General features: G+C 63.1%; 8 protein-coding genes. 5 read left to right on the top strand and 3 right to left on the bottom strand.

From position 1 onward, the window contains the following. Nucleotide 1 precedes the first annotated feature (1 nt). From HBO12_RS02905 to HBO12_RS02885, 5 genes are all read left to right on the top strand, one after another. Nucleotides 2-1,003: an acyl-CoA dehydrogenase family protein gene (locus HBO12_RS02905; protein ID WP_169951768.1), complete on the top strand. Its 1,002-nt coding sequence runs from the start codon at nucleotides 2-4 to the stop codon at nucleotides 1,001-1,003. Beyond that, nucleotides 1,000-1,758, top strand: coding sequence for a PIG-L deacetylase family protein (locus HBO12_RS02900; protein WP_170041618.1), 759 nt, complete (start codon nucleotides 1,000-1,002; stop codon nucleotides 1,756-1,758). Before HBO12_RS02905 ends, HBO12_RS02900 begins: the two co-directional genes overlap by 4 nt. Then, entirely contained in the window at nucleotides 1,755-2,354 is a 600-nt protein-coding gene (locus tag HBO12_RS02895) for an SAM-dependent methyltransferase (protein ID WP_170041378.1), read from the top strand. The genes HBO12_RS02900 and HBO12_RS02895 overlap by 4 nt, the downstream gene beginning before the upstream one ends. Continuing rightward, nucleotides 2,351-3,010: a glycosyltransferase family 2 protein gene (locus HBO12_RS02890; RefSeq protein ID WP_169951772.1), complete on the top strand. Its 660-nt coding sequence runs from the start codon at nucleotides 2,351-2,353 to the stop codon at nucleotides 3,008-3,010. The genes HBO12_RS02895 and HBO12_RS02890 overlap by 4 nt, the downstream gene beginning before the upstream one ends. Before the next feature lie 174 nt (nucleotides 3,011-3,184). Then, nucleotides 3,185-3,946, top strand: coding sequence for a PIG-L family deacetylase (locus tag HBO12_RS02885; RefSeq protein WP_170041617.1), 762 nt, complete (start codon nucleotides 3,185-3,187; stop codon nucleotides 3,944-3,946). 37 nt (nucleotides 3,947-3,983) lie between these two features. Here the strand turns inward: HBO12_RS02885 and HBO12_RS02880 are convergent, their stop codons facing one another. From HBO12_RS02880 to treS, 3 genes are all read right to left on the bottom strand, one after another. Continuing rightward, nucleotides 3,984-8,150: a hypothetical protein gene (locus tag HBO12_RS02880; protein WP_170041377.1), complete on the bottom strand. Its 4,167-nt coding sequence runs from the start codon at nucleotides 8,148-8,150 to the stop codon at nucleotides 3,984-3,986. A 128-nt stretch (nucleotides 8,151-8,278) separates the two neighbouring features. Beyond that, nucleotides 8,279-10,507, bottom strand: a complete 2,229-nt coding sequence (glgB, locus tag HBO12_RS02875; RefSeq protein ID WP_170041376.1) for a 1,4-alpha-glucan branching protein GlgB — start codon at nucleotides 10,505-10,507, stop codon at nucleotides 8,279-8,281. Between the two features lie 43 nt (nucleotides 10,508-10,550). Further along, on the bottom strand, nucleotides 10,551-13,865 hold the full coding sequence (gene treS / locus HBO12_RS02870) for a maltose alpha-D-glucosyltransferase (protein ID WP_170041375.1): 3,315 nt from the start codon (nucleotides 13,863-13,865) through the stop codon (nucleotides 10,551-10,553). Nucleotides 13,866-13,983 lie beyond the last annotated feature (118 nt).

The raw sequence follows: 13,983 nt of genomic DNA, 5'->3' as shown, positions 1-13,983 counted from the left end.
AATGGCTCTACACGGGTTTTTGCAACGCAATCCCCAGGGACTGGCCGACACCCAAGGCCTTGGCCAGACCCTGAGGGCCCTGGTGGATGCGGGCCTTGACCAATTGCCGCGCCCCGGTAGCGGGCAGACGCTGCTGCGCTTCAGCGAACTGGCCCAGGTGGCCGGCCACGACCTGAGCCTGTGCAAGCTGTTTGAAGGGCACACCGATGCACTGGCGATCATGGCCGAGCTCGACAGCCCGGCCCCACCTGCCGGTAGTACCTGGGGCATGTGGGCCGCCGAGCCGCCGACGGCACGGGTGCAGGTTCGGCGTGAGGGCTCGCAGTGGCTGCTGCATGGGCGCAAGGCCTGGTGCTCCGGGGCGGCGGTGGTCAGCCACGGGTTGTTGACTGCCTGGGATGAACAGGCGCGCCAGCAGTTGGTTGCAGTGTCGATGGACCAGCCGGGTGTCCAGGTGACCGGTGAAGGCTGGCAAGCCGTGGGCATGGGCGCGTGCGCCAGTGTCGAAGTGCGGTTCGAGAATGCCGTGGCGCTGGCCGTGGGCGAGCCAGGGGATTACCTGCAACGCCCAGGGTTCTGGCAAGGCGGGGTTGGCATCGCCGCCTGCTGGTACGGCGCGGCGCAGCGCTTGGCCGAGGCCCTGCGCGAACACTGTGACCGTCGTGCAGAACCCCATGCCCTGGCCCATCTGGGTGCGGTGGACATGGCCTTGTTCGCCGCCGCCACGGTGCTGCGCAGCGCTGCGCGGCAGATCGACGAGCAACCCCAGGCCAACGCCCAGTTGCTGGCGCGCCGGACGCGGGCAGTGATTGAAGCGGCGGCCAACGAAGTCATCCATCACGTCGGCAGGGCCATGGGAGCCGGGCCCTATTGCCAGGACCGGCACTTCGCGCAATTGATCGCAGACCTGCCGGTGTACTTGCGCCAAAGCCATGCCGAGCGGGACCTGGCAGCGCTCGGCGAGCAACTGTCGAGCGCAGCTGGCGGGACATGGCAACTATGAAAGCCAACCCGATTGTCGGCCAAGGCACGCCCCTGCGCGCCTGGCAAGGCTCTGCCCGTGTCGCCGGCCTGCCTTTGATCAGCGTGGCGCAACTGGTGCCTGAAGGTTGCCGCGCGGTGATCATCGCGCCCCATCCGGATGATGAAGTACTGGGCTGCGGCGGTTTGTTACAAGGCTTGGCGGCGTTGGGCCGCGAGTTGCTGCTGGTTTCAGTCACGGACGGTTGCGCCAGCCATCCGGGCTCAACCCGTTGGCCAAGGCAACGCCTGCGCGAGGTTCGTCCCCGTGAGTCGGCCGAGGCCCTGCAGCGCCTGGGTTGGCCGCAGCAACGCCTGAGCTGGTTGCGCGGCGGTTTTTCCGACAGCCAGGTGCAGGCGCGCGAACCTGCGCTGACGGCGTTTATCCAGCAGCACCTGCAACCCGAAGACGTGGTGTTCACCACCTGGCGCGAAGACGGCCATTGCGACCACGAAGCGGTTGGCCGCGCCAGTGCCCAGGCGGCCCGGGCAGTCGGCGCGCGCCTGATCGAGCTACCGGTGTGGACCTGGCACTGGGCAACCCCCGAGGACTCACGGGTACCCTGGCACCGCGCGCACAAGATTGCCCTGGCACCCGCGGCCGTGGCCCGCAAACGCCACGCCCTGCACGCGTTCACCAGCCAACTGGAAGGCGACCCGCAGGTCGACCTGCCGCCCGTCTTGCCGCCCCATGTGCTGGAGCGGCTGTTGCAACCTTTTGAAGTGGTGTTTCTATGAGTGTGGCCACGGCTTACTTCGACCAGCTGTTTGTCGACAACGACGACCCCTGGGCCTTTCGCCAGCGCTGGTACGAGCAGCGCAAGCGCGCATTGACCCTGGCGCTGCTGACCCGGCCGCGCTACGCCTCGATTTTCGAACCCGGCTGCGCCAATGGCGAATTGAGCGCCGAACTGGCGACGCGCTGTGAGCGCCTGCTGTGCTGCGATACCGCTACGGCGGCGGTAGCCCTCGCGCAAGCGCGCCTGCAGGAGTTTGGCCACGCCCAGGTCGAGCGGCTGCGATTGCCTGCACAGTGGCCGCACGGCTCGTTCGAACTGATCGTCCTCAGCGAGTGGTGCTACTACCTTGATCATGACGATTTGTGCGTGCTGATCGATCAGGCCCTGGGCGCACTCAGCCCGGATGGCCAGGTCCTGGCCTGCCACTGGCGAGCGCCCATCGACGGTTGCCCGCAAACCGCCGAACAGGTCCACCAACTGCTGCACCAACGCCTGGGCATGTCGCGCGTGGCGCAGGTGGCTGACAGCGATTTCCTACTCGACCTGTGGTCTCGCGAAAGCGCCTCGGTCGCCCATCTTGAGGGGCTGCGATGATCGGCATTCTGATTCCGGTGCATAACGAAGAGGCGCTGCTGGCCGAGTGCCTGAAAGCCGCGATGATCGCCGCCAGCCATCCGGGACTGCTCGGTGAGCAGGTACAGATACTGGTGGTGCTCGACAGTTGTACCGATGGCAGCGCCGCCATTGCCGAGGCGTTCGGGGTACACAGCCTGAGCGTTGCGGCACGCAATGTCGGCCAGGTGCGTGGAATCGGTGCGCGGCATCTGTTGAACCAGGGCGCGCGCTGGATTTCCTGCACCGATGCCGACAGCCGCGTGGCGGGCGATTGGCTGGTGGCGCAACTGGCCCTGGGGGTGGATGCAGTCTGTGGCACGGTCACGGTGGATGCCTGGAGCGACGGTTTCGACGAGGCGGCGCAGATCCGCTACCACCAGGCCTATCAGGCCAGTGACGGGCACCGGCACATTCATGGGGCCAACCTCGGCGTCAGCGCCGGCGCCTACGTGCGCGCTGGCGGGTTTGAGCCCCTGGCCTGCCATGAGGACGTGCAACTGGTGCGCCAACTGGAGCGTTGCGGCGCAACCATAGCCTGGAGCCATGCCCCACAAGTCATCACCAGCGCCCGCTTGGACTGCCGCGCACAGGGAGGCTTTGGCGACTATTTGAAAGGCCTGATGTTGCCATCTTGAAAAACTTACAACTTTGCCCGGCGAAATCCGGGTGATGAACAATACTCAAGCACGGCAATCTTAGGATTCGGAATGCCAGCGTGCCGCACCGGCCATGAGGCCGGCGCGACAAAAAGGAGAGTCGACCCGGCCACGGGGCACGACCTGCATTACCAGGACAAGGACGTAACATTGATCAATCCCGCCACTTTGAACGACGTTCGCCGCAAGCCGGCGCAAATCTGGAACAGCGCGCCGCAATTGGCGCAAATCCCCACCATCAGCCCTTCCCTACTGGTGCCTCCTGGCTCGCGAGTGGTGGTGGTGGCGCCGCATCCGGGTGACGAAGTGCTGGCCTGTGGCGGTTTGCTGCAACTGCTCAGCGCCCTCGACTATCCCTTGAAACTGATCTCGATCACCGACGGCAGCGCCAGCCATCCGGGCTCCAACCAGTGGTCGGCACAGCGCTTGAGCGTGTTCCGGCCCCAGGAGAGTGTCGAGGCCCTGCGCCGCCTCGGCTTGCCCATGCATAGCTTGAAGTGGATTCGCGGGGGCTTTTGCGACAACGCCCTGGCGGGCCGCGAACAGCTCTTGAGCCAATTTATCGCCCGCTACCTGCAACCCGGTGACGTCGTATTCACCACCTGGCGCAATGATGGCAATGACGACCACGATGCCGTCGGCCGTGCCACCGCCATCGCCTGCGCGCTGACCGGCGCGCGCCTGCTGGAGCTGCCGATCTGGGCCTGGCACTGGCCCGCCCGCGAAGCCGGGCGCATGCCCTGGCAGTGCGCGCGCAAGATACGCCTCGACACCTGGAGCGTGGCGCGCAAACGCCACGCGGCCCATGCCTACGCCAGCCAGTTGCTCGGCGACCCTTTGATCGGCCTGGCGCCGATGCTGCCCCCGGTGCTGCTGGAGCGCATGCGCGTACCCTACGAGATTGTGTTTCTGTAATGCCTTGGAGCACCACGCCACACGGCGTTACGCAGTCCTATTGAAACACCTGCGCCTCGCCATCGACGGTGGCGCGGATCCAGCGTGGCTCCATGGGGTCGCTCCACACCGAGCGCGGCGGCGTGCCCCCGTCGCTGATCAGGATGCGCCGGCCCGACTGGCTCCACTCCTGCATCCTCGCCTTGAATTGGGCCGGATAGTCCGCGGCCTTGCAGGAGATGCCGGCCCACGGGTCGACCACCCACGCCTCGTCCCATTCCGGCCCCGTGAAGCCTTTGCTGCGCGGCTGGCCGGGCGGCCCGCCGACCACGGCGAATGTATGCCCCTTGACCTGGGCGATCCGCGCATTGCCGCCACTGGCGTTGATCGTATCCACCGCCACCTTGGCCATCTGGTCGCAATTGCCGGCACCGGTCTTGAGGACCATTTGCGAATAGTTGGGCGCCCCAGTGCGGGTGTAGAGCCAGCCCACCATCTCCGTGGCTGTCTGGCTGCGAACGACCTCTGCGGGAAGGCCGGGAACCTGTTGATTGGCCGACCTTATGCCCGTGGCCTGGAATTGCTCTTCAACCGCTTTGCTGCCGCCCTGTGCATATAAATGGTTCTGCTGTTCGGTCGGCAACAGGGCGAAGTCCGCCGGTTTGTTGATCGGCGAGAGCCGCACCGGTTTTGCCGCAACCACCACATGCCCAGGGTTGCTCCCGGCGGCATACACCCCCATCAAGACTTCACGCTGCTTTTCGGGGGGAAGTGCGCGCAGGACCTTGACCAAGTGGTCGATTTCCGCAGGCGACATGGGCTCATCCGCGACAATTTTCTTGATCAGGGTCTCAAGGCTGGGCAGTACCACTAGCGGGTTATCCGGCAGTCCCTGCGCCACAAAGCTGTAGACATCCTTGTAGTGGTCGTACCGGCGGATGAACTCCAGGTCCAGTGGGCCACTGCGGGTCAGGCGATGAAAGTCCAGCTTGCCGGTGCCGTCCAGCGGCGCGAAGAAATACACCCCGGTATCGCCCTCGACCATCACGTATTGCTGGCCAGCATGGTCGATCTTGAGCCCTCTGACGACGCGCTGATCGTTGCTCAAATCGCTGATGGCATCCATTTTGATCACCAGCGTTTCCTGATTGAGCGCCCGGGGCACGCCGAAGTCGTCGTAACCAAAGTCCGGCTCATTGACCACGGTGCCAGAGGTACGGTTTTTGTAGGTGACAGGCTGGGTGCTGGCCATCGGCAGCAGTTCCTGGTTGCCTGCTTCGTTGACGCGGTAGCGACGGTGTTCGTGAATCACCGTGCGTGGCCCTTTCACTGGGCCCGCGCCAGGAATCAGGCGGCGATGCTCCAGGGCCTGGGCGTCCTGAAATATCGGAGTGCCGCCAGGTTCGATTTGCTTGGTGTAGCACAGGTCACCCAGATCGCGCTTGAAACGCCGGCCCCCGACACCACAGGTCAATACGAAGCCTTCAAATGGCTCGGTATCGCTGGGGCCGCCCAGTTTGATCAGGCTCTCGGGGTTTTTCGGGCGATAACGATAGACGTCATCACCGACCACCACATCACTGTGCGTGCGCCGATGCAGGACGCGGGCCTGGTCACTGGTGATGCCTTCGGCCACCCGTACAGTCTGGCCTGGCGCCAGGGGCCTGGCGGTCAGGGGGATTTGCTGGGTGATGTCGTAACGGCCTCTGCCAGGCAGTTCAAGGGCGGCCGATTGTCTGAATTTCGCAATGCCGGCCTGGACCTCCTTGAGTTGGAGGCTCCCGTGCTTCATCAGACGGTTCCCGACGCTATTCAGCGCGGGCATCACCGGGTCCAGGGGGTTGAGATTGCGCGCCACGGAAACCGCGAACTTCTTCACCAGTGGCGCAAATTTTGGCAGCAGTGCGCGCACGCCGATCTTGCCGGCCTGGGACAGCAGGCGCACCGAGCCTGCTGCCAGCTTGCCCGCCGGGCTGGCGAAGGTCAGTAGCCCATCGACCACCAGCTCCATGATGCCCTGCTTGGTGTTGCCGTTGACCAGGTTCTCAATACCACTCCAGAACGGAATAACCATTTGGCCGACGCCTTTGACCCGCTCCCAGAATGCTTCATCGTTTTTATGCGCTGCGCTTTCCCGGGCGGGGTCCGACGCGGCCCATTGCTTGAGCGTGTCCTCATCGACATAAAACAGATCCGTGGTAATGGCCTTGGCAATGGCGACCGAACGCTCGGAGTCAAAGGTGCGCGGCACCAAACTTTTGGATGGGTTTCCCGTCGCGGCGAAGTGCGCAAGCTGTTGCGGCACCACGATCGAAAAACTCTTGGGTCTAGGCCCCTTGCCTGCCGTGTAGGCGGCCCACTGCTGCTTGAACTCGGCCCGACTGTCGGGGCGGGTATTGCGCACCACCAACTCTTCGCTAGGCACGCCGTCTGCGGCGTGCTCAACAGAGATGAAGTCCTTGCCATAGCTTTTGTCCGCAGGATTGTAGGCCTCCAGGATCGGCTGCAAGTCGTCGCGGCGCCGGGCGATGCCCTTGAGCGGATTGATTTCGTAGTAGTTTGTCTGGCCGTCATGCACGGCCTTGAGAATAAACGCCGGGCGTGTCACGGCGGCCTGTTTCTCTTCATCCGTCTCATGGCCGGGGCCGGGCTTTGTGCGCAGGGCAAACACGGTGACGTCACCCTGCTCAAGCGCTGTGCGATCCTTTATGGGCAACTGGGTCAGTTGGCTGCGGATAAGTTGTGAATAGGCAACCTTGGTGTCGGCCAGGTATTGGTCAAACTTGCCCTGGAACTGATCTTCGTCATACACAGGGTATTGATAGCGGATGTCCGAGGGGGTGATTTTCTCACCGCTCATGTGCCGGTACAGGGCAAAAATCGGGCTGATCATGCTCAGCAGTTCGGTACGCGAGGTGCCCTTCTCCATGCGCTCGAAATAATCCTTGCGCATCGGCACATCGGCTGCCATTTGCTGGGTTGCCGCGACCACCCGATCAAGATGGGCATCAAACGCCGTGACCGCCTTGTTGATGTCCTCCTGCAAATAGCTGTCTTTGTGCGCGATTACCCCCTGCACCACCGCCCAATCCAGGGTCGCCGGGATACGGGTCGATGTGATAAGCGCCCACTGGGCGTCGGTGGTGGCTTGCTCGCTGAACTTGCCCGGCAGGTCAACCAACTCCTGGAAGCCCATGCTGCGCGACGAACCGGGCCGGATCGCCTCCGCCAAACTGACGCCGTGCTGGAAATTCACCCACACTGCCGATCCCTGATACGCAAGGTCGGCGGGCACATCACGTACGGAAAAATCGGCCGGGAACCGGGCGCGCAGAACGTAGGCCGCCAGATGCGCCTGGTCGGCGGACAACTGCCTGGAGTCGATCAGGTGCTGGCGAAATTGCGCCTTGATCGCCGGATAGCTTTGGTTCGCCAGGTCACGTGAAGCCAGATCAAAACCGGCAATATGCCCAGGTTTGCGCCCGTGCAACGGGTCCAGGCTCAAGCTCAGGGCCTTCACCAGCAACTTGACCTTTACCTGGGGAGCAATCACCCCATCGAGGGGAAACGGCGCGCCGCCCAGGTGCCTCAACAACTGTTCAAGCAGCGCCTTGGCCTGGGGGGATTTGAGTATTAGCTCGAGCACGGCGGCCGGCGTGCCCTGGGCTTTGGCCAGGGCCTGTGGCGAGAGGCCCTCGGTCAACTGGCTGAGCAGGGGCTTTTTAGACGTGGCCTCCTGCTTGGCGACCCATGCCGCGATAGCGGGCTCAGTGCTCGGTTGCAGTAAACCGTCCACATCAGTGGCCCCATCATCCAGGCCCAGGGCAATTTCGCTGCGGGCATCTTGCGTGGCATCAAGCGCCGCCTGCACTTGCGCAGGCGTCCTCGGATCGGCCGGCACAACCCCATAGAACCTGAGCATGTTGTCCAGCCGATTGGTGCCTGGCTGGGTGGAGCCGTTGGGCGGGATCAACGGTGAATCTTTGTTGAGGAACAGGCTTTTATTCACATCGCCGCCGGGGCCGTCCGATGTTTTGAGTTGGTGTAGCACCCGAGATATTTCGTCCAGATCCGCCAGTTTTCCGCGCAGTTGCGCCTGGTAAGAATCGGCTGCTTGCGTGGTCGGCTGCACTAGCGCCAGGCCGGAACTGGCCTGGGCGTTGGCCGGCTGCACGTGAGAAAGAGCGACAGCGGGAGGTGGGGCATTCAGGTGGACAGACGTCATGGCCTTTCGCCTCTGGCAAGGATACACAGACACCCTTGTGTGGAGCGCCTGTAAGAAGATGCTCCAGAGGATTGGTAACAACGTTCGTCAGATCATCCCAAGGAGCCGGCTGGCCGGCTCCTTGGGTTTCATTCCTGGCCCAGGATCAGCACCCCCAGTGGCGGTAGATTCAACGCCAGTGATACCGGCTGCCCATGGCGCGGCTCGTCCTGGGTAAAGACTTCACCGCCATTGCCGTAGTTGGAGCCGGAATAGGTGTCGGCATCACTGTTGATCAGCTCTTTCCAAGTGCCAGCAAAAGGCACGCCCACCGTGTACGCCTCGCGGGGCACCGGGGTGAAGTTGGCCACCACCAGCACCGCCTTGCCGTCCTTGCTCCAGCGCAGCCAGGCATAGACGCTGTTGATCGCGTCGTCGCCAATCAGCCACTGGAAGCCCTGGGGCGCGGCGTCCTGCTCGTGCAGCGCCGGCTCTTCGCGGTACAGACGGTTGAGATCGCCCACCAGTTTTTGCACGCCGCGGTGCTCCGGGTATTGCAGCAGGTACCAGTCCAGTTGCTGGTCGTGGTTCCACTCGCGCCACTGGCCGAATTCACAGCCCATGAACAATAGCTTTTTGCCGGGGTGCATCCACATGAAGCTCAGGTAGGCCCGCAGGTTGGCGAATTTCTGCCAGCGGTCGCCGGGCATTTTGTCGATCAACGAGTGTTTGCCGTGCACCACTTCATCGTGGGAAATGGGCAGCACAAAACGTTCGGACCAGGCGTACACCAGGCCGAAACTCAGCTCATTGTGGTGATGGGCGCGGTACACCGGGTCTTGCTGGATGTAATGCAGCGAATCGTGCATCCAGCCCATGTTCCATTTGTAGTTGAAGCCCAGGCCGCCCTGCTGGGTCGGCTGGCTGACGCCCGGCCAGGCCGTGGACTCCTCGGCGATCACCAGGGCGCCGGGGGCTTCCAGGGCCACCACGTCATTCAAATGCCGCAGGAAGTCGATGGCTTCGAGGTTCTCGCGCCCACCGTGGCGGTTGGGCACCCACTCGCCGGCCTTGCGTGAATAGTCGCGATACAGCATCGACGCCACCGCATCCACCCGCAGCCCATCGATATGGAAATGCTTGAGCCAGTGCAGCGCCGAGGCCAGCATAAAACCGTGGACTTCGGTGCGCCCCAGGTTGTAGATCAGCGTGTCCCAATCCTGGTGGAAACCTTCCAGCGGGTTGCCGTACTCGTACAGCGCAGTGCCGTCGAACTGGGCCAGGCCGTGGGTATCGGTGGGAAAATGCGCCGGCACCCAGTCGAGAATGATGCCGATGCCTGCCTGGTGGCAGGCGTTGACGAAGGCGCCAAACTCATCCGGTGAGCCGAAGCGCGCGCTGGGCGCAAATTGCGACAGCGGCTGGTAGCCCCAGGAACCACCGAAGGGATGCTCCATGATCGGCATCAGTTCGATATGGGTAAACCCCAGTTGCTGCACATAGGGGATCAGCCGCTCGCCCAGCTCGCGCCAGCCGTATTGGCGTGACACTTCGCCCAATTCGTCGAGCTCGCACTGCCAGGAACCCACGTGCAGTTCATAGATCGACAACGGCGCACTGGGCGCCTGGCGTTCGCCACGGGTTTGCATCCAGGCTTCATCTGCCCAGTCCACTTGCAACGGCGCGGCGACTTTCGACGCTGTGTCGGGCGGCAACTGCGTGGCCAGGGCCATGGGGTCGGCCTTGAGCGGCAGGATGCCGCTGGCGCCGAGGATTTCGTATTTGTAGGCGGCGCCCGGATGCAGGCGCGGGATAAAGATCTCCCAGACTCCGGCGGGATGCCGCAGGCGCATCGGGTGGCGGCGCCCGTCCCAGATATTGAAGTCGCCGACCACCGAAACCCTGCGGGCATTGGGTGCCCACACGGCAAAACGCACGCCCTGGATACCCTCGACACTCATCACCTGGGCGCCCAGGCAACTGCTCAGGTCGCGGTGATTGCCCTCGGCAAACAGGTACAGGTCCATCTCGCCAAGCAACTGGCCGAAGCTGTAGGGGTCTTCGGTGATCTGCTCGCCGCCGGCCCATTGGATCTTCAGCAGGTAGCCCTGGCGCGTGGAGAAATGCCCGATAAACAAGCCAGGGACTGGGGTCGCGTCGAGGCTGCCGAGCACATCGCCGCTGTCGCGGGCCAGCACCAGGACGCTCAAGGCTTCCGGCAGGAATGCACGGATAACCTGGCCGCCCTGCTCATCGTCATGGGGGCCGAGGATCGCAAAAGGATCCGGATGTTCGGCACGCACCAGGGCTTCGATATCCTTGGGCGCAGGCATGACAGCGAACTTCGATTGCAGCGGTTCTTTATGTGTAAAGCTCATGGTTTCTCCCACCTTGACGTTCGCGCGCTTGGACTGAACGTCATTAATAACCTTGCAATAACCCGTGCAATCCGCGTAAGGGCACCGCCAACCAGGTCGGGCGGTTCTCTGCCTCGTAGGCCACTTCATACGCAGCCTTCTCCAGGCTGAACAGTGCCAGTGCCGCATCCGCCCCTTTGGCATCCTGCCAGCCATGCGCCAGTGTAGACGTAGCCTGTTGATACGCCTGGATAAATGCCTGGCGCGCTTCACTCAGGTAACGATCGGCGACACGCTGGCGTGCCGCATCGGCGTCGGCCGAGTGATCCAGCCCCTGCCCTTGCACATTCAGGGCCATGGCGCCGGCATAGTCGAACGAGCGCAGTACGCCGCTGACGTCCTTGTACGGGCTGTGCTTGCCCCGGCGCTCGTGCAGCGGCCGTGCAGGTTCGCCTTCGAAGTCGATCAGGTAGGCATCGCCCTTGACCACCAGCACCTGGCCCAGATGCAAATCACCATGGACCCGGATACGCAAGCCGCCCACCGTGGCTTTCGCCAGGTCCTGCACATGGTTGGCAATCGCCTTTTTTTGCCCCAGCAGTTGAGTGACCAACGCCTGGTCGGCGGGGTTCAATTGGGTTTGATGCTGTTTGAGCAACTGCAAGGCGCGTTCAATCTGCGCCCCCACTTGTTTGGCCCAGCCCTGGCTGTCCTTGACCGAGGTGACTTCAGGCTTGAAGTCCGGGTTGGCCGTTGGCGCGGCCAGCACCTGGTGCATTTCCCCAAGCCGCTGGCCGAGCAACCCGGCGAAATCTGCCAGTTCACCCAGGGCGTTGTAGTGCTGCTCCTGCTCGGAGATCGCTTCGGCCAGCTCGTCGCGGATCGCCCGCTCGAGGTTGTTCTGGGTCCAGGCCCAGGCGTCGCCCTGGTTACTGAGATAGCCTTGGGCAATCATCAACAGATTGTCCTCACCCGCGGCATCGCGCCGGATCACCGAGCCCAGCAATGGCGAGATATGCCTGTAGCCGGCGGCGGTCAGGTAGGCGCCCATTTCCAGTTCCGGGTGAACCCCGGCGCTGACTTTGCGGATCAACTTGAGCACCAGGCTTTCGCCGACCACCACTGAACTGTTGGACTGCTCGGCCGCCAGGTAACGCACTTGCAACTCATCGCCTACCGGCAAGTCGGCCAAGTGCGGGGTGGGTTCGAAACGAATCTCGCCGTCGCTACTGCTGAGCACCGTTTGGGCGCGCAGGCCGTCGATGACGGCACGGATATAGCTGTCGAGGCTGAAGGCATCGGTGATCAGGCCCACCTGGCGCACCCGGCGCACCCGGGCCAGGGCCAGTTGTTGCGGCAAGGCACTGGTGAACTGGTCTTCGCCGAGCAAGCCGAATGGCAGTTGGTAACGGCTGGTCTGCCCGCCGCTGGTCACTTCAATCTCGCTGAGCAATACCGGATGCTGGGCATCGCCAAAGCGCACGCCATAGGCGATATGCACGCGGTCGATGGCCGAGTCTTTATTGGCAAACCAGCGCCGGTTGGGCAGCCAGCTGGGCAACGAGGTCTGCTCCAGGGTGGTGCGGCACGGCGTTTCGAGCAACTCTTCGAGGCGTTTTTTCAGGACCAGGGTAGTGAAGTCCGGCAGGCTCTGGGCCGGTTCCACATGCCAGCTGGGCATCTGGTTTTCGGTAGCCAGCACGAACCAGTAGAAGCCATAAGGAGGCAGGGTCAGGAGAAAATTCAGCTGGCCAATGGGCGGGAAGGCGTTGCCCCCGAGCATTTCCACCGGAACCATGCCGGCAAAGGCTGACAGGTCCAGCTCCGCCGCCTGGGCCGTGCGCGACACGTTGGCCACGCACAGGATGATTTCGTGCTTGCCATCGACGCCGGTGTATTCGCGGGTGTAGGCCAGGATCCGGCGGTTGCTCGGCGAGAGCATTTTCAGGCTGCCGCGCCCGAAGGCCTTGGACTGCTTGCGGATCGCCAGCATGCGCCGGGTCCAGTTCAGCAGCGAATGGGGGTCCTGGGCCTGGGTTTCGACGTTGACCGACTGGTAGCCGTAGAGCGGGTCCATGATCGGTGGCAGCACCAGGCTGGCCGGGTCGGCACGGGAAAACCCGCCGTTGCGGTCGATGGACCATTGCATCGGCGTACGCACGCCGTCGCGGTCGCCGAGGTAGATGTTGTCGCCCATGCCGATTTCATCACCGTAATACAGGGTCGGTGTGCCGGGCATCGACAGCAGCAGGCTGTTGAGCAGCTCGATGCGGCGCCGGTCGCGTTCCATCAGTGGCGCCAGGCGCCGGCGAATCCCCAGGTTGATGCGCGCGCGGCGGTCGGCGGCGTAGTAGTTCCACAGGTAGTCGCGCTCCTTGTCGGTGACCATTTCCAGGGTCAGCTCATCATGGTTGCGCAGGAAAATCGCCCATTGGCAGTTGGCGGGAATTTCCGGGGTCTGGCGCAGGATATCGGTGATCGGGAAGCGATCTTCCTGGGCCAGCGCCATGTACATGCGCGGCATCAGCGGGAAGTGGAAGGCCATGTGGCATTCATCGCCGTCGTCGCCCTTCTGGTCGCCAAAGTACAGCTGGGTATCTTCCGGCCATTGGTTGGCTTCGGCGAGCAGCATGCGGTCGGGGTAGTTGGCGTCGATCTCGGCACGGATCTGCTTGAGCACATCGTGGGTTTCGGGGAGGTTTTCGTTGTTGGTGCCGTCGCGCTCGATCAGGTAAGGAATCGCGTCCAGGCGCAGGCCGTCGATGCCCATGTCCAGCCAGTAGCGCATCACCGACAGCACGGCCTTCATGACTTGCGGGTTGTCGAAGTTGAGGTCCGGCTGGTGGGAATAGAAGCGGTGCCAGAAGTACTGGCCGGCGACCGGGTCCCAGGTCCAGTTGGACTTTTCGGTGTCGAGGAAAATGATGCGGGTGCCGTCGTATTTCTGCTCGTCGTCAGACCACACGTAGAAATCCCGCGCGCTGGAGCCGGGCTTGGCCTTGCGCGCGCGCTGGAACCACGGGTGCTGGTCGGAGGTGTGGTTGATCACCAGTTCCGTGATCACCCGCAGGCCGCGCTTGTGCGCCTCGGCGATAAAGCGCTTGGCGTCGGCCATGGTCCCGTAGTCGCTGTGCACGCCACGGTATTCGGCGATGTCATAGCCATCGTCACGGCGTGGCGAGGGGTAAAACGGCAGCAGCCAGATGGTGTTCACGCCCAGGTCGGCGATGTAGTCGAGTTTGGCGATCAACCCGGGGAAGTCACCGATGCCGTCGTTGTTGGAGTCGAAATAGGATTTGACGTGAACCTGGTAAATCACCGCATCTTTGTACCAGAGCGGGTCTTTGATAAAGGTGGCAGCCTTGGGTTTCTTCGCCATTGGAAACTCCTGGAAAATTCAAAAAAATTGACAGACAGGACGTGGTCAATGTGGGAGCGGGCTTGCCCGCGATAGCGCTGGATCAGTTGATGGATACGTGACTGACACACTGCTATCG

It is taken from the genome of Pseudomonas sp. WS 5059 (assembly GCF_012985525.1).
In the GTDB taxonomy this organism is placed as follows: Bacteria; Pseudomonadota; Gammaproteobacteria; order Pseudomonadales; family Pseudomonadaceae; genus Aquipseudomonas.
Note: the sequence above shows the minus strand (reverse complement) of the source record. Positions and strands in the feature narration are given on the sequence as shown.